Origin of the sequence: Youngiibacter fragilis 232.1, from assembly GCF_000495435.3 — a bacterium.
In the GTDB taxonomy this organism is placed as follows: Bacteria; Bacillota; Clostridia; order Clostridiales; family Clostridiaceae; genus Youngiibacter; species Youngiibacter fragilis.
Window position 1 is genome coordinate 1 of sequence record NZ_AXUN02000183.1, and the last position, 16,094, is coordinate 16,094.

Below are 16,094 nucleotides of genomic sequence, written 5' to 3' on the forward strand. Positions count from 1 at the left end.
CGTCGGCCCGAAAATTTGCCCGCCAGAACTCCTCGCCCTGACATCCGGCTTCCTTCAGATTCCACCTCGCGATGGACACCCTTGCCTTCGGCTAACGCTTCCTGCTACCGAGCGCGTAGTGGACTCTCACCACCAGGTTATCGCCCATACCGGGCGCACCAATAAAGGCCAGACAAGAAAATCACTTGTCTGGCCTCTGTTCCTATACGTTGAACCTGAAATGCACGACATCTCCGTCACGCATGATATAATCCTTGCCTTCGAGCCTGAATAGACCCTTCTCCTTTGCTGCAGACTCCGAGCCGCAGGCCATCAGGTCCTTGAAGTCGATGATCTCAGCCCTGATGAATCCGCGCTGGATGTCGGAATGGATCTTTCCAGCCGCATCCTGTGCCCTGGTACCGATCTTTATGGTCCATGCCCTTATTTCCTGAGGTCCTGCGGTAAGGAAACTCATCAGTCCAAGAAGCCTGTAGCTTTCATGGATCAGCTTGTCAAGGCCGGTCTCTGACAGCCCGTATTCATTCAGCATCTCGAGCTTCTCATCATCCTCAAGGCCTGAAAGCTCCTCTTCAAGTCTTGCACATATTGTAACAAGTCCTGATCCCTCTGCGGCTGCGAATTCCCTGACCTGTTCGACCATCTCGTTGGAACCGCCTGCGATGAGGTCCGCCTCAGATATGTTAGCTACATAGAGTACGTCCTTGGTAGTTATCAGGAACATGTTCCTGATAGATTCTTCCTCCTCGGGAGTTACTTCCATTGTACGGAGAGGCTTTTCAGACTCAAGGTGAGCCTTCATCTTCTCCATGAGGGTATACTCTTCCTTAGCCTTCTTCTCACCGGCCTTGGCACCTCTTACTCCCTTCTCCATCCTTCTTTCCAGAACTTCAAGGTCAGCCAGGATAAGCTCAAGGTTGATTGTCTTTATATCCTCGATCGGGTCCACTTCACCACTGACGTGAACAATATTCTCGTCCTTGAAGCACCTGACCACGTGAACAACTGCCTCTACCTCCCTGATATGAGACAGGAACTTGTTCCCAAGCCCTTCCCCCTTTGATGCTCCCTTGACGAGACCTGCAATGTCATAGAATTCGACTGCAGTATATACCTTCTTCTTGGAATTGTATAACTCCATCAGGGCATCAAGTCTCTTGTCAGGGACGCTCACGACACCTACATTAGGTTCTATGGTGCAGAACGGATAATTGGCTGATTCCGCTCCCGCTTTGGTAATCGCGTTGAAAAGTGTGCTTTTGCCGACATTCGGCAGTCCTACTATACCTAATTTCATTTCAATCTCTCCTTGTCTATCCATAGAATTATACATACAAAGCGACATTAATTCAAGTAATAGGGAAAAGGCAGATGCTTCGGTTGTCTGATTTTTCAGGATGCAAACCTGAATCCGCACAGTTTACATGCAGTTCAAGAATATCCACACTCCATTCTGCTATAATTAAGGAAGCGGGGCCTTTCAAGGAAAGCTCACATGCTGCCACTGATTCACTCATGCATAACTTCTGCATTTTATGCCAGACCCGACATTTCATGCAGCATTTAAACGGAGGCGGTGAAATATCCTGATTTTCTAATCGTTATCAAAATCAAGTTGTTAAGCCAATTCTTCAAGTTATTGCCAAATGAATAAATCAGCTGAAAATCATTGTATGATTATGCTTTTTTATCTATAATTATAACATCGACGAAAAAAAGAAGAGGGGTAATGATATGAAATCCAAAGAAAAGGTAGTACTTGCATATTCAGGAGGTCTGGATACGTCCATTACAATTCCATGGCTGCAGGAGAACTACGACTTTGAAGTCATCGCGGTATGTGTAGATGTAGGCCAGGGAGAAGGCGAGACCTTCGGGGTTGAGGAAAAGGCTGTAAGGAGCGGAGCCAACAAGGCATACCTTCTGGATGTAAGGAAGGAATTCCTTGATGAGTATGCATTCCAGATGCTCAAGGCTGGAGCTATATACGAGGATAAGTACCTTCTTGGTACTTCAGTGGCCAGGCCGCTTATAGGCAAGAAGCTTGTTGAGATCGCAGAAAAGGAAGGCGCGGCATATATAGTCCATGGCTGCACAGGAAAAGGAAATGACCAGGTCAGGTTTGAGCTTGCGATAAAGGCCCTTAATCCTTCAATTAAGATAATAGCACCCTGGAGGGTCTGGGACATCAAATCAAGGGAACAGGCCATCGAATATGCTGAGGCAAGGAACATTCCGGTTCCAGTAAAGAAGAAATCACCATACAGCATGGACAGGAACCTCTGGCATCTCAGCCATGAGGGTGCTGACCTTGAATCCCCATGGAACGAGCACCAGAGCTCTATCTACAAGATGACTGTAGCTCCCGAGGATGCTCCTGATAAGGCAACATACGTTGAGATCGGCTTCGAGAAGGGAATCCCAGTCTATGTTGACGGTGAAAAGCTTGACAGCATAGAGCTCATGGAGAAGCTCAACGAACTTGCAGGCAAGAATGGAGTCGGAGTTGCCGACATGGTTGAGAACAGGCTTGTTGGCATGAAGTCCAGGGGAGTCTACGAGACACCTGGCGGAACGGTACTTACGATTGCGCACAGGGAGCTTGAGAGGATAACCCTCGATAAGGACACATCGCTATTCAAGGCGATGGTTTCACAGAAGTACGCATCTATACTGTACGATGGACAGTGGTTCACACCACTCAGGGAGGCTCTCGACGCATTCGTTGATTCAACCCAGGAAATGGTTACTGGAACAGTAAAGATGAAGCTATACAAGGGAAACTGCACCATAGCAGGAAGCAAATCCCCTTATTCGCTCTACAGCGAAGAACTTGCAACCTTCAGCTCTGATGATGTATACAACCAGAAGGATTCTGAAGGATTCATAAACCTATTCGGCCTGCCGCTTAAGGTAAGGGCTTTGCTCAACAAGAAACTGAAGGAAGAAGGAAAATAGTTCCTAAGGAAGGGTGTCACATATGAAGCTTTGGCAAGGCAGGTTCCAGAAAGGAACAAGCTCAATAACGGAAGATTTCAACAGCTCTATAGCAGTCGACCAGAGGATGTATAGGGAAGACATCCTTGGAAGCATGGCTCATGCGAGGATGCTCGGTGAGTGCGGGATAATTCCAGGGGAAGATTCTGTCCTGATAATCAATGGTCTTCAATCCATATTGGAGGATGCCGACAAGGGATTATTGGAATTTACCGTGGAAGCTGAAGACATACACATGAACGTGGAGACACTCCTTATAGAAAGGATCGGCGAAGCCGGAAAAAGGCTTCACACTGGCAGGTCAAGAAATGACCAGGTCGCTCTTGACTTCAGGATGTATATGAAAAAAGGAACAAGGGAGGTTGAGGACATGGTCCTTGACCTTCTGAGGGTGATCCTTGACCTTGCAAAGGAACACAAGGATACCATAATGGCAGGCTATACGCATCTCCAGAAGGCACAGCCTGTCACCTTAGGCCACCACCTCATGGCATATTTCCAGATGTTCTCAAGAGACCTTACAAGGTTCATTGATTCTGAGAAAAGGATGGACCATATGCCGCTTGGCAGCGGTGCCCTTGCAGGGACAACCTATCCGATAGACAGGTATATGGTGGCTGCAGAGCTTGGCTTCGGAAAGATTACTGAAAACTCAATGGACGGTGTTTCTGACAGGGATTTCGCACTGGAATTCCTGGGGGCCTCATCCATACTCATGATGCATCTTTCAAGGTTCTGCGAGGAAATAATAATCTGGAACTCAAACGAGTTCGGTTATGTGGAAATGGATGACGCCTTCTCCACAGGAAGCAGCATCATGCCGCAGAAGAAGAACCCTGACATTGCAGAACTTGTAAGAGGAAAGACAGGCAGGGTATATGGGGACCTTGTGGCACTGCTCACGATAATGAAGGGACTTCCCCTCGCCTACAACAAGGACATGCAGGAAGACAAGGAGACCACCTTCGATGCGCTTGATACAGTAAAGGCATGCCTTGCAGCATTCACGCCAATGCTTTCCACGGCAACCTTCAACAAGGACAGGATGATGGAGAAATTAAGGGGTGGATTCCTCAATGCAACAGATGCAGCTGACTACCTGGTCATGCAGGGTGTCCCCTTCAGGAGTGCCCATGAGGTTATCGGCAGGATGGTAAACTACTGCATCATAAACGGCAAGGCCCTTGACGATTTGTCCCAGGATGAGTTAACTTCATTCTCCGACAAGTTCGGTAACGACATCCTTGAATTCATAAAAATGGAGAACTGTCTCCAGAGAAGGAAAACCTATGGCGGACCTTCATCAGCTGCCATGGATACCGCAATTGATAACGCCCGCAACTTCATAGAATCAATTGAGTCATTGAAATATTGATCTAGTCAAGTAACCTAGAGCTTGAACCTCATGACTAAAGTCACGAGATTCTTGGGAACAGAGCATACTTACCGGCTTATTTCTTTGCCGCCAGAGGTTTCTCTTGTTTACCAAGCTATCCCCGCGGTTCCTGTTTGTATCTGTATTGCTAAGACTCTGGTGTAAGCTAGTATATTTTTTGCTGCATTGACATCACGGTCATGATGGGAAAGGCAAACTGGACAGATCCTCTCCCTTACATGGAGCGGCTTCTTCCCATCCTTGTGGCCGCAATCTGAGCATATCTGACTTGACGGAAACCACCTGCTTATACTGATGACTTCTTTTCCATACCTGGCAGCCTTGTACCTAAGTTTCGATACAAGGCTCGTCCACGATACATCAGAAATACTTTTTGCCAGTTTTTGGTTCCTGACTTTAGGAAATATCGAACACAAAAACCCCAAATCCATTGCAATGCAATAGATTTGGGGTTTTGAATATATCCTATCATTTGAGGTTCACCGTCAAGTCCAGCTTGGTGCTGGCCCTGAACTTTGTCATTGTCATGTTAGTCTTCAGCGTTGGCAGCTTTAGTATCTCCGCAAGATCCAAATATGTCTGCGGTACCATCGTAGGTGTAACTACATTTGCTGGATATTCCCCCTGAACAAGAACCAAGGGATTGTGTATGGCTGCCATTATTGTTGTTGCCGAGACACTTTTCTCTTTCGCTTCTTGAAGGAGATATTGGGCGTATCTCAACATGCAAAGCGAGATGAAGCACATCGCGAAGTGTCACTTTAGGTGCTCGTCATTCCAGAGAAACACGGGTGTAGCCCTAATATCGCTCTTCAGTATCCTGAAGCTCTCCTCAATCTTCCACAGACCTCGAACCTGCTCCGTTGCAAGGTCTAGCTTGTTGGTTATTATGGCATAGTAACCATCGTACCTTTCAGCTTCTGCTATCTTAGCCTCATTAAGTTCCCAGTTTTTAGTATCTACTTCCATCTGAAGGTACTGGTTGCAACCTCGCTTTACAGCTGCCTTCAGCTGATATGGCTTGTCCAGGCGTTTCTTCAGTCTCTCTATCATCCTTTCCCTGTCAGACCTGTCCTTTGCCGCACGCTTAACTGACCATGTCAGATGTATCTTGACCGGTATGTTAACTTCCTTGTACTTCCTGGCCTACCACTCTTCCTCTCGACCTCTTCTTCTTCAATGGGTACTTTAACCACCATAACTTGTCCCACGATTTTCGAACGTGAGGTAACCTCACCAGTTTCGCGGTCGGTATAGTCTGTCCGCCCTTCGTTGCTCCAGACTAGTTCCTTGAATGACCCGGGAGATCGTTTGAGTGTATAGCTGATTACGAAGTCATGTCCGCCATTGCAAAGATGTTCAAGATTGCTTCCGCTGTTTAGTCCTCTGTCAGCAACAACAGTGATCTTCTCTAGCCTGTACAGATTCTTCAGCTTTTCAACTGACTTGGTCAGTGTGTTCTGGTCCATGGTGTTCCCGGGAAACAGCTCATATGTTATAGTATGCCATTGTTGTCCAGGAGAAGTCGCATGACCAACTGGACTTCGTTGTTCTTATGGTCCTTGGAGAAGCCGAACATCCTGAGTTCACCCCACCTTGTGCTCTCGAAGGCATAGGTAGTCACGTTGTAGAATGCCTCAGGGCCACTTCTGTCAGTCTTTTTCTCGAAGAAGTCCGCAAGATGCCTTATTATGGAATCTTTCTTAAGTGCAAGCACATCCAGTACATTGTAGAGAACGTCTATACCCAGAGGTTCAATACCTGCATAGATTTCCTGATGCGTTACAACATCCAAAATATACAAAGCATTGTTATCAGTAATCAGAATTAACAAATCGTTCACATAACCGTGTACATAATGGATTTTAGACATAAGAATACCCAGATACGTATAACATTTGAAAATGCAAAACTATTATTCAAGTACTTGATGATATTTATTACTTTGTATGTGTTATTCTTCAAACTATTGATTATTTCTTGACTTTGCTTGCTAACGCATGACTGAAGTCACGAGTTTGCGCAAGCTATTTCATCAAGAATGTACTTTCCAATGCATTCAGCCACCGAATCAACCACATGGTCCGCATAACCCTTAAGCTCATCCTCTGCATGTGACAATGTATAGGATGAACCGGCTTCCCTGAACATCGGAATGTCATTGAATGAATCCCCGATGACATGAACATTCTGTCTCCCAATGCCTTTCAATGCCATAATCAGCCTTATGCCTTCACCCTTGGAGATTCCCTTCGGAACAACATCTATGTACCTTACGTTCCTGTAGGCCTCGACTTCACCTGCAAATCCGGATTCTATTTCCAACCTCAGCGCCTCGATTTCGTCTATGCTTTCATTTCCATTTATGGAGACAAGATAAATTGAGTCCTTCATTTCTGAAATGTCGTCAATGGCATATACTCCCGGAACAGTGTCTGACATCCCCTCCGGAATATCACTCCTGTAGAACCAGGTATTCCTTCCGCCTTCGAAAGCCACCTTGAAACCACATTCAAGGCAAAGGTCTGCAATTATTCTGGCAGTGTCTTTATCTATGGTCTTCTCAGCTATGGTGTTCCCTGAATTATCAACAACCATAGACCCGTTCATGAGGACCAGGTAGTCAGGTTCAAATCCGTGGTTCAGAAATACTGTCTCAACACCGTTAAGCGGCCTTCCGGTTGCTACAGCTACAGTTGCACCAAGTTCCTTCAGCTTTCTTACAGCTTCCAGGTCCTCTTCATTCATCCTGTCATGGTGAAGTATGGTCCCATCGAGGTCGGTGGCAAAAAGTATCCTGTCCATATACGTCCTCCATTCAATCCTGAGATAAGGCAAAGGACCCCTTCGGGTCCTCTGCTTTAAGCTTATCTGCCGTAGATCTTGTCAATCACCTGGGATACGATGTCTTCCTTGATACATCTGGAGCTCTCGACAATTCTATCAGACTCTTCCTTTATGGCGATAGTCTCTTCATTGACCTCCATGCCGGCAAGGTTTATGAATACATTGAGCGCAGCACCTTCAATGGCGCCATGAACCATGATGGCTCCTACTCCAGCATCCGAAATCGCATTCTTGTTTCCATACTCAGAAGCGACCTTCAGGGAATCGTACAGCTTGTAGGACTCGGTAAGCAGCTGCCTCGGCACCTGCAGCACAAGGTCCTTGGCTTCGCATATCTTCTCGCTCCTTGCAGCCTTGGCCTCTTCAGTATCCTTAGGAAGCCTGTAAGCAGCCATCAGAAGGTTGAAAGAGTCCGCGTCCTTGTCTATGAGCTCTACATATCTTGCCCTCAGTTCTTCTGATGTCACAAGTGCAGCCTTCATCGCCGACTTGACATCATCCGGGTAATTCTCTGAAGCCTTCTTGTCCACAGTGAGGTTGAAGACCATTGATGCAAGGCTGGCTCCAATGGCTGCTGAGAGACCCGCTGCCGCGCCACCTCCGGGAGCCGGGCTGCCGGATGCAAGTTCGTCTGTGAATTCCTTTAGGCTGAGATCTTTTAACATTTGATCACCTCATTAGATTATTTTGCTAAGGTCATATTCCTTGAATATTTGAAGTACCTTGTCCATCTCCTTATACATTATCGTATCATTTTCGATGAACGGCACAGATTCCCTTATTAGTCTGTATGCTTCCCCTGTTCCACTCCCAAGGGTTAATTCACCTGGCCTGAAGTCTATGGCCTGGCAGGCTGTAAAGGCCTCCATTGAAATCACCCTTGTCGTATTCCTCACGATCTCCCTGTATTTCCTTGCTGCAAAATTCCCCATGGATACATGGTCTTCCTGGTTTGCAGAGGAAGGTATCGAATCAACCGATGCAGGATGTGCAAGGGTCTTGTTCTCTGAAACGAGTGAGGCGGCTGAATACTGCACTATCATGAAGCCAGAGTTTAATCCTCCCATATTCGAAAGGAATGGTGGCAGTCCGCTCAGCTGGTGGTTCACAAGCCTCTCCAGCCTTCTTTCGGATATTGAGGCAAGCTCGCTTACTGCAATTGACAGGAAATCAAAGACAAGAGCCATGGGTTCTCCATGAAAGTTCCCTCCTGAATAGATCTCAGTGTCTGAGAGTACTATGGGATTGTCAGTCACCGCATTCATCTCGATTTCCACCTTTTCCCTGGCGTAGTCCAGAGTATCCTTTACGGCGCCATGCACCTGAGGAATGCAGCGGATCGAATATGCATCCTGAACCCTTATTTCATTCTGGACAGTGGTGAACCCGCTTCCCCTTACAAGCCTCAGCATGATATCAGATGTTTCCATCTGTCCCTTGTGTCCCCTTGAGCTGTGAAGCCTCGGGTCATATGCTGTCGTGATTCCACGAAGGGCTTCCATCGTCAGCGCCCCAGATAGGTTTGCCAGGTAGTATGCCCTGAATGAATCTGCAAGAGCAAGCGCCCCTATGGCTGTCAGTGCCTGTGTCCCGTTGATCAGGGCAAGCCCTTCCTTTTCCTCCAGGACCACGGCTTCGAGCCCGGCTTTTGAAAGCACTTCAGCCGAAGGCATTATGATACCGCCGTATTCCACTTCACCTTCGCCGATCATAGCAAGCGCCATATGGGCCAGTGGTGCAAGGTCACCTGATGCCCCCAGCGAACCTTTTTCCGGAACTACAGGATGAATCCCCTTATTGAGCATCCTAACAATCATCTCGACTGTCTCGAGCCTAATGCCTGAAAATCCCCTGGCAAGGGCATTGACCCTAAGTATCATCATGGCCCTTACAGCATCCCTCGACATAGGATTCCCGGTACCGCACGAATGCGATACAATAAGGTTCCTCTGCAGGTCCCTTAGCTTATCCTTGCTTATCTTGATTTCCGAGAAATCACCAAAGCCAGTATTTACGCCATATACAGGCTGTGATCCTGATGCAGCCTTTTCCAGCCGTCTTCTGGATTCACGTATGCTGAACCTTGCAGCATCTGAAAGTTCTACCGATTCGTTTCCTCTGGCTACCCTTTCAAGCTCTTCGAGTGTAATGGAGCTGCCACCGAGAATGACCATGTTACGCCTCCTGCAACAGAAAATGCAATTGCTCACGGAATGACGAAGTCTTCCAATCTCAGTATAATTGAAAACGTTGCGATATTAAAGGGAAAAGACGTATCTTGAGATTACGCTGCCTCAGATGTCGATAGTTATGTCGAGCCCCTTTTCCCGTGCAATCTCGTAAATGTCAGGCTCCTTTCTCACTCCACCGGCTTTCTCCTTCATGAACATTATCTTCATTGTCAGAAGGATTATCTTGATATCCCTTAAGAGGCTGTATTCCTTGATATATAGAAGGTCGTATCTGGCCTTATCCTCCGGGCTTGAAGCATAACTTCCATAGACCTGAGCATACCCTGTGAGCCCGGCCTTGACGACTGTCCTGTACTTGTAGTCCGGAATCTTCCCTGAATATTCCTCGAAGAAGCTTTGCCTTTCCGGCCTCGGTCCTACTATGGACATTTCACCCTTAAGGACATTTAGGAGCTGGGGAATCTCATCAAGCCTTGAAGCCCTGAGCCTTCTCCCTACTGGAGTGATCCTCCCATCCTCGTATTCAGCAAGCGAAGGTCCTGTTTCCTTTTCTGCATCCATCACCATGGACCTGAGCTTGCAGATCCTGAATATCCTGTTTCCTCTTGTCAGCCTCTCCTGTGTATAGAATACCGGACCTCCATCATATGCCTTTATTTTCCATGCTGCGACAGCAACAACCGGTGACAGGAGGATAAGGCCTGTTACAGAGAACACCAGGTCCAGCATCCTCTTCAGTATCCTCTGTTCAATAGTCAGCTCCAGCATCCTGAGCTTTATGAGCGGCTTGTCGGATGCCCTTTCAAAGTGCGCCCTGAGGATATTGATCTCATAGTTGCCAGGGACTACATATACGCTTTTCTTCATGCTCATCAGCATATCTATCAGACTTGACTTCTCTTTCCCTTCAATTTCATCAGACAGGAATATCACTTCATTTTCCTCGATATATTTTCCGAGATCTCCGCTTCTCCAGTCTGAAACAGCCCTGACATTGTAGAGCCTTGACATTCCTTCAATTGCCTTCACGGCTATCCTTCCTGCATCCCTCCCGCCGATGACAAGAAGGTCCTTCCTCCCATGCTCTGAAATCAGCAGCCAGTATGCCGCGGTCCTCCAGATCGAAATCAGGATAAATGATATGACGAATCCTGAAGCGAATATGTACTTTGGATAAGCAAGGTCGACCATAAATCTTGAAATCAGGAAGACAAGGGCTGAAAGCGTACCTGTCGTAAGGAACACAGAGTATATCACCTCACCTAAATCCAGCCTTATTGTCTTCCATAAGCCGTAGGATGTCATGAGGAATATGTAGAGAAGGACCATTACCGGAACAGATTCCACGAACGGAGCCCATACCAGCGAGTTGGTTGAGGTTCCGTAAACAAGAAAATAGGAAATGTCATAGGCGATGATCATAAGCATTATGTCAACAGCGAGAACCATAAGGTCACCCAGGTCAGTCCGCACTCTTTTCCCCATTTCCTACCCTCCTCTTTTGGTATACTCCCATTCTAATGCCAACCTCAATGCGCATTCAACCAAGAATGCGAAGAAAGCCGGGAAATTTCCCGGCTTCACATAACTTATTGCTGTTTTTCAACTGATATTCCAAGGTCAGAAAGCTGCATCTCCTCTACCTTGTCAGGTGCCTCAGTCATCGGATCGAAGGCATTCTGGTTTTTAGGGAACGCAATGACATCCTTGATGTTGTCGGTCCCGGCAAGGAACATTACCAGCCTGTCCATTCCAAAGGCGAGTCCGCCATGTGGAGGAGGACCATACTTGAACGCCTCAAGAAGGAATCCGAATCTTTCCCAGGCTTCCTCCTCGGAAAAACCAAGAAGCCCGAATATCTTAGCCTGAAGGCTGGTGTCGTGGATCCTTATGCTGCCTCCGCCAAGCTCCTCACCGTTCAGGACCATGTCGTATGCCTTTGCCCTTGCCTTGCCAGGTTCTGTCTCAAGAAGCTCCAGGTCTTCCTCCATGGGGCTAGTGAAAGGATGGTGGAGTGCCACGTATCTGCCGGCCTCCTCATCCCTTTCAAGCAGAGGGAACTCGGTTACCCAGGCAAATCTGAACCTCTCGCTGCCATCAAGCATTCCGGTCTTCTTCGCAAGCTCGAGCCTCAGTGCTCCAAGGCTCTGGAATACGACTTCGTTCCTGTCAGCAACGATGAGCACCAAGTCTCCATCCGCAGCTTCCATTCTGGATATTATTGCGGACATGGTTTCGTCGCTCAGGAACTTAGCTATCGGTGACTTTATTTCCCCATCCTTCAGGATGATATATGCCAGTCCCTTTGCCTTGTAGGTCTTAACAAATTCGCCAAGCCTGTCAATGTCCTTCCTGCCCATTGAAGCTCCGCCCTTGAGGCATAAAGCCCTTACAGAACCTCCAGCTTCTATGGCATCATTGAAGACCTTGAATCCTGTACCTCCGGCTGCGTCAGTAAGGTCAGAGATCTCCATTCCAAACCTCAGGTCAGGCTTGTCGGAACCATATCTGTCCATGGCTTCCCTGTATGTTATCCGCTGGAATGGTATTTCAACATCAACGTCTAGGACATCCTTGAATACCTTTTTGACCAGCCTTTCATTCAGGTCGATTATGTCATCGATCTGGATGAAGCTCATCTCCATGTCTATCTGGGTGAACTCAGGCTGCCTGTTTGCCCTCAGGTCCTCGTCCCTGAAGCATTTGGCTATCTGGAAGTACTTGTCAAATCCAGACACCATTAGAAGCTGCTTGAAAAGCTGAGGGGATTGAGGAAGAGCATAGAACTTGCCCTTGTAGTTCCTTGACGGTACAAGATAGTCCCTTGCGCCTTCAGGTGTGCTCTTTGTCAGTATCGGTGTCTCAACCTCAAGGAAGCCCTCCTGGTCCATGAACGCCCTCACTGACATGTAAGCCTTGCTCCTCAGCTTGAATATCCTCTGCATGTCAGGTCTCCTCAGGTCAAGATACCTGTATTTCAGCCTGATGTTCTCCGATGCATCAAGGTTCTCCTTTATCATGATCGGCGGAGTCTCAGCCTCTGACAGGATCTTAAGCTCACTTCCTATCAGCTCTACCCTGCCTGTAGGCATTGATTCGTTGACTGATTCTCTCGTCCTTACTATTCCCTTTACAGCTACAACATACTCGCTCCTGAGCGTATCAGCCTTATCGTAAGCCTCCTTGGATGCATCCTCGGTAAACACTACCTGAAGTATGCCTTCACGGTCCCTGAGGTCGCAGAAGATCAGCGATCCAAGGTTCCTTTTCTTGGCAACCCAGCCCATAACGGTTATCTCTTCGCCTACCTGCTCTTCCCTGACGAGACCGAGCATGTGGGTTCTTTTAAAATTTCCAAGCATTTCTCCCATTGCGATCACTCCTATAGTATTGCGTTCTTTATGCTTTCTGCATCAAGCTGGACCTCAGTCTGGGTCCTGTCCCTCATGTTCTTGATCACGGCTGAGCCCTTTGAAAGCTCGTCACCGCCCAAAATCATGGTATTCCTTGCTCCGACCTTGTCAGCGTACTTCATCTGAGCTTTCAGGCTTCTTCCCATATGGTCGGAATCCACCTTCACCCCAAGCATCCTCAGGCTGTTCGCAAGAGCTGCGGCCCTAAGTGCGGAATCCTCTCCCATGGTACACAGGTACAGGTCGTACCTGTCCGGCTCTTCAATCGATATGCCTTCGCTCTCCAGTGTCAGCAGCAGCCTCTCAAGCCCCAGGCCAAAACCTACCGCCGGCATCTTGGGTCCTCCGATACCCTCTATGAGGTAATCGTACCTTCCTCCCCCGCATACTGTTATCTCGTCATTCACTATTTCAAACACTGTTTTCGAATAGTAGTCAAGTCCTCTGACTATCTTGGGGTCCACCTCATACTGTATTCCCATGGCATCCAGATACTTCTTCAGTGAAGTGAAATGAGCATCACACTCTTCACAGATGTGGTCAAGCATAAGAGGAGCGTCATGTATCAGCCTCTGGCAGCTCTCTACCTTGCAGTCAAGTATCCTCATGGGATTCTTATCATACCGTTCCTTGCAGGTTGCGCAAAGCCCTTCATATTTAGGGGTAAGGTAATCCTTAAGTATGGTATTGTATTCATTCCTGCAGCCAGGGTGCCCTATGGAGTTGATCTTCAGCCTAAGCCCCTTGACTCCGAACTCGCTGAAGGACCTCATGGCAAGGGATATTACCTCAGCATCCACTGAAGCGCTTCCGGCGCCAAAAACCTCCACACCGAACTGATGGTGTTCCCTGAGCCTTCCCTTCTGAACATTTTCATACCTGAAAACAGGAGTGAAATAATATAGCTTGGTAGGCTGAGCCTCATTGTAAAGCGAAGACTCAACAAACGCCCTTACAGCAGGTGCAGTACCTTCAGCTTTAAGGGTTATGCTTCTTCCTCCCTTGTCATTGAAGGTATACATCTCCTTCTGGACCACATCTGTCGTTTCTCCGACTCCTCTTAAAAAAAGCTCCGTAGCCTCAAAAATAGGTGTCCTGATTTCCCTGAAACCATATTCGTCAGCAATTTTCCTGAATTTGTCCTCTACATAATGCCATTTGTAGGCATCCTGCGGAAGCATGTCCTTTGTGCCTTTCTGAGCCTGTATCGCCATTTTGTCCTCCTTAGGTTTCAAGGAACCTGATCTTTTTATCCATCAGTTCATCGTGCCTTCGCACATACTCCCTGACATCCTTGAAATTGGCAAATCGTTCTATCTTACCGTTTCCAACTTTTTTCGATATGCCATCAGCTCCGATGGCTATTATGCTTTCAACGTCCTCGATCATGAGGATGTTGTAGAGATTTTCCCTGCCTTCCTTTGCAAAGCCGACATTTTCATGGCTGCCTGCAATGTTCTTCTGACGGTACATGTAGTACGGAAGAAGTCCAAGGTCCTTTGCCGCCATGTGCGCAGCCCTGTACATTTCATTAAGCTCTGACTGTGTCCTCACAGGGAACCTCCCGGTGGCCACAAATTCCTCATAGAGCCTGGATGCCCTTTTCATGGACAATCCGTGTACAGTCAGGCTTTCAGGTGACAGTTCACTGATCACTTCTAGGGTTCTCCTGACCTCATCTATCCCCTCACCGGGAAGACCAATTATGATATCCATGTTGATGTTATCAAAGCCTTCACTTCGTGCCATTTTGAAAGCCCTCTCGACATCAGCTGAGTCATGGTTACGTCCTATCAGCTTCAACGTCCTGTCATTCATAGTCTGTGGATTAATAGATATCCTGTCAGCTCCGAATTCCTTCATGGCCTTTAGCTTATCTGAGGTTATCGAGTCAGCCCTTCCGGCTTCCACTGTGAACTCCCTGACATTCCTGCCTGAAAGGATCTCTTTGCCTATGCACTCAATTATCTCCCTGAATTCATGGTCCCCCACTGAAGTAGGGGTTCCACCGCCAAAATAAACAGTTGTGACTGATTTCCCGCTCCTGTCAAGGAATTCTGAAACTATACGTATCTCCTTTTTCATGAGCTTAAGGTAGTCCGTGGCGTATTTGTTCCCCCTGTATGGATATGAGGCAAAGGAACAGTATGCGCACCTCGTGGGGCAGAAGGGCATGCCAAGATAGATCGAGACGCTGTCCGCAGTATCCAGACCTCCAATAAGCGCCGTCTCCCTCTGTGCGACAAACACCGCAAGTCCTGCCTTATCACCTGTCGCAAGGTACCTCCCGCTTATTTCTTTTATGGCCTGGTCAGAGTTCATTCCGGCATCCAGCAGCGTCCTTGCCACCTTTGACGGTCTTACTCCAACAAGTATCCCCCATGGCAGCTCCTGACCTGTCCGCTCCTTCAGGAGTGTGAACAGTGCCCGTCTCAGGTCATCCTTCTCTCCATATCCGTAAAGATGCTCCGCACCAAAGAAAAGGATACGGAGCCTGTCTCTTGATATGCTGATGTCGATATCACTATCTTCATCAACCATCCTTATGTCATCATAAGGGTGGTACAGGGATACTATGTGGTAGGCATGATACCCCAGCTCCTCTGGACAGGTTATCTTGATCACGCTGCTGTTATGCGAGGTATCCATTGTACTTTCTTTCCCTGCCGATTGTAGTTGTCCTGTCGTGCCCAGGAAGTACTATTGTGTCATCAGGAAGCACCAGCAGCTTCGTCTTGATGGATTTTATGAGGTCATCGAAGTTTCCTCCAGGAAAATCAGTTCTTCCGATAGATCCTGAAAAGAGTGTATCTCCTGAGAACAGGCTGTTTCCTGCAAGATAGCACATACCGCCTTTTGTGTGCCCCGGTGTTGCTATGACCTTTATGCCACTTCCGGAAAACTCTACAGTATCACCATCAGACACTATATCCATGTCTGCACTTGAATTTCCGAACACCTGTGTATTCATTCCCATGCTTTCCCTGTCCTCAGAGGATATGTATGCCCTTATCCCGAAGTGACTGCAGACGTTATCCAGAGCTGACACATGGTCTATATGTCCATGTGTGAGGAGAACAAACTTAGGCTTAACCTTCAGTTCCTCTACATATCCGATTATAGCACCCGGCTCTTCGCCCGGGTCCACGATGAAACCATCCATGCTTTCATCGTCATAGGCAATATAACAGTTTTCCATGTACATGCCTACTACTATTCTTTTTATGACCAGCATATATCTCATCCTCC

16 protein-coding genes are annotated in these 16,094 nt (G+C 47.6%); 2 read left to right on the forward strand and 14 right to left on the reverse strand.

Going from position 1 to position 16,094, the window contains the following annotated elements; translation table 11 throughout:
- Positions 1–202: 202 nt before the first annotated feature.
- On the reverse strand, positions 203–1,297 hold the full coding sequence (gene ychF, locus T472_RS11585) for a redox-regulated ATPase YchF (protein WP_023388089.1): 1,095 nt from the start codon (positions 1,295–1,297) through the stop codon (positions 203–205).
- A 437-nt stretch (positions 1,298–1,734) separates the two neighbouring features.
- On the opposite strand from ychF, the gene T472_RS11590 reads away from it, so the two are divergent.
- A complete protein-coding gene (locus T472_RS11590; protein WP_023863607.1) occupies positions 1,735–2,958 on the forward strand; it encodes an argininosuccinate synthase in 1,224 nt (407 codons plus the stop codon).
- 22 nt (positions 2,959–2,980) lie between these two features.
- Positions 2,981–4,372, forward strand: coding sequence for an argininosuccinate lyase (gene argH / locus T472_RS11595; protein ID WP_023388059.1), 1,392 nt, complete (start codon positions 2,981–2,983; stop codon positions 4,370–4,372).
- A gap of 107 nt (positions 4,373–4,479) precedes the next feature.
- On the opposite strand, the gene T472_RS19385 is transcribed toward argH, so the two are convergent.
- The 13 genes from T472_RS19385 to T472_RS11655 form a co-directional block, all read right to left on the reverse strand.
- Positions 4,480–4,824, reverse strand: coding sequence for an RNA-guided endonuclease TnpB family protein (locus T472_RS19385; RefSeq protein ID WP_207643968.1), 345 nt, complete (start codon positions 4,822–4,824; stop codon positions 4,480–4,482).
- Positions 4,825–4,861: 37 nt separating this feature from the next.
- On the reverse strand, positions 4,862–5,116 hold the full coding sequence (locus T472_RS20370; RefSeq protein ID WP_242864805.1) for a hypothetical protein: 255 nt from the start codon (positions 5,114–5,116) through the stop codon (positions 4,862–4,864).
- 33 nt (positions 5,117–5,149) lie between these two features.
- On the reverse strand, positions 5,150–5,515 hold the full coding sequence (locus tag T472_RS20375) for an IS1634 family transposase (protein WP_439334308.1): 366 nt from the start codon (positions 5,513–5,515) through the stop codon (positions 5,150–5,152).
- On the reverse strand, positions 5,494–5,862 hold the full coding sequence (locus T472_RS20380) for a hypothetical protein (RefSeq protein WP_023388404.1): 369 nt from the start codon (positions 5,860–5,862) through the stop codon (positions 5,494–5,496). Before T472_RS20380 ends, T472_RS20375 begins: the two co-directional genes overlap by 22 nt.
- Positions 5,863–5,888: 26 nt before the next feature.
- Positions 5,889–6,188 (reverse strand): hypothetical protein, encoded by a 300-nt coding sequence (locus tag T472_RS20385; protein WP_242864806.1) that lies wholly within the window; start codon positions 6,186–6,188, stop codon positions 5,889–5,891.
- Positions 6,189–6,403: 215 nt separating this feature from the next.
- Complete coding sequence (locus tag T472_RS11620) at positions 6,404–7,198, reverse strand: Cof-type HAD-IIB family hydrolase (protein WP_023387216.1); 795 nt, start codon at positions 7,196–7,198, stop codon at positions 6,404–6,406.
- A gap of 62 nt (positions 7,199–7,260) precedes the next feature.
- Positions 7,261–7,905 carry a cyclodeaminase/cyclohydrolase family protein gene (locus T472_RS11625; RefSeq protein WP_023387217.1) on the reverse strand — a complete coding sequence of 215 codons (645 nt, stop codon included), beginning with the start codon at positions 7,903–7,905 and terminating at the stop codon, positions 7,261–7,263.
- 12 nt (positions 7,906–7,917) lie between these two features.
- Complete coding sequence (gene hutH / locus T472_RS11630) at positions 7,918–9,414, reverse strand: histidine ammonia-lyase (RefSeq protein WP_023387218.1); 1,497 nt, start codon at positions 9,412–9,414, stop codon at positions 7,918–7,920.
- Positions 9,415–9,534: 120 nt separating this feature from the next.
- Positions 9,535–10,917, reverse strand: coding sequence for a sugar transferase (locus T472_RS11635; protein ID WP_023387219.1), 1,383 nt, complete (start codon positions 10,915–10,917; stop codon positions 9,535–9,537).
- A 104-nt stretch (positions 10,918–11,021) separates the two neighbouring features.
- Positions 11,022–12,803 (reverse strand): aspartate--tRNA ligase, encoded by a 1,782-nt coding sequence (gene aspS / locus T472_RS11640; RefSeq protein WP_023387500.1) that lies wholly within the window; start codon positions 12,801–12,803, stop codon positions 11,022–11,024.
- A gap of 11 nt (positions 12,804–12,814) precedes the next feature.
- Entirely contained in the window at positions 12,815–14,059 is a 1,245-nt protein-coding gene (gene hisS / locus T472_RS11645; protein WP_023387499.1) for a histidine--tRNA ligase, read from the reverse strand.
- 10 nt (positions 14,060–14,069) lie between these two features.
- Complete coding sequence (gene hemZ, locus T472_RS11650; protein ID WP_023863609.1) at positions 14,070–15,494, reverse strand: coproporphyrinogen dehydrogenase HemZ; 1,425 nt, start codon at positions 15,492–15,494, stop codon at positions 14,070–14,072.
- Positions 15,478–16,080 carry an MBL fold metallo-hydrolase gene (locus tag T472_RS11655; RefSeq protein ID WP_023388973.1) on the reverse strand — a complete coding sequence of 201 codons (603 nt, stop codon included), beginning with the start codon at positions 16,078–16,080 and terminating at the stop codon, positions 15,478–15,480. Before T472_RS11655 ends, hemZ begins: the two co-directional genes overlap by 17 nt.
- Between the last annotated feature and the right edge of the window lie 14 nt (positions 16,081–16,094).

Coding starts and splice junctions, on each gene's coding strand:
- ychF (WP_023388089.1), bottom strand. CDS start 1,297: ATGAAATTAGGTATAGTAGGACTGCCGAATGTCGGCAAAAGCACACTT.
- T472_RS11590 (WP_023863607.1), top strand. CDS start 1,735: ATGAAATCCAAAGAAAAGGTAGTACTTGCATATTCAGGAGGTCTGGAT.
- argH (WP_023388059.1), top strand. CDS start 2,981: ATGAAGCTTTGGCAAGGCAGGTTCCAGAAAGGAACAAGCTCAATAACG.
- T472_RS19385 (WP_207643968.1), bottom strand. CDS start 4,824: ATGGATTTGGGGTTTTTGTGTTCGATATTTCCTAAAGTCAGGAACCAA.
- T472_RS20380 (WP_023388404.1), bottom strand. CDS start 5,862: ATGGACCAGAACACACTGACCAAGTCAGTTGAAAAGCTGAAGAATCTG.
- T472_RS11620 (WP_023387216.1), bottom strand. CDS start 7,198: ATGGACAGGATACTTTTTGCCACCGACCTCGATGGGACCATACTTCAC.
- T472_RS11625 (WP_023387217.1), bottom strand. CDS start 7,905: ATGTTAAAAGATCTCAGCCTAAAGGAATTCACAGACGAACTTGCATCC.
- hutH (WP_023387218.1), bottom strand. CDS start 9,414: ATGGTCATTCTCGGTGGCAGCTCCATTACACTCGAAGAGCTTGAAAGG.
- T472_RS11635 (WP_023387219.1), bottom strand. CDS start 10,917: ATGGGGAAAAGAGTGCGGACTGACCTGGGTGACCTTATGGTTCTCGCT.
- aspS (WP_023387500.1), bottom strand. CDS start 12,803: ATGGGAGAAATGCTTGGAAATTTTAAAAGAACCCACATGCTCGGTCTC.
- hisS (WP_023387499.1), bottom strand. CDS start 14,059: ATGGCGATACAGGCTCAGAAAGGCACAAAGGACATGCTTCCGCAGGAT.
- hemZ (WP_023863609.1), bottom strand. CDS start 15,494: ATGGATACCTCGCATAACAGCAGCGTGATCAAGATAACCTGTCCAGAG.
- T472_RS11655 (WP_023388973.1), bottom strand. CDS start 16,080: ATGCTGGTCATAAAAAGAATAGTAGTAGGCATGTACATGGAAAACTGT.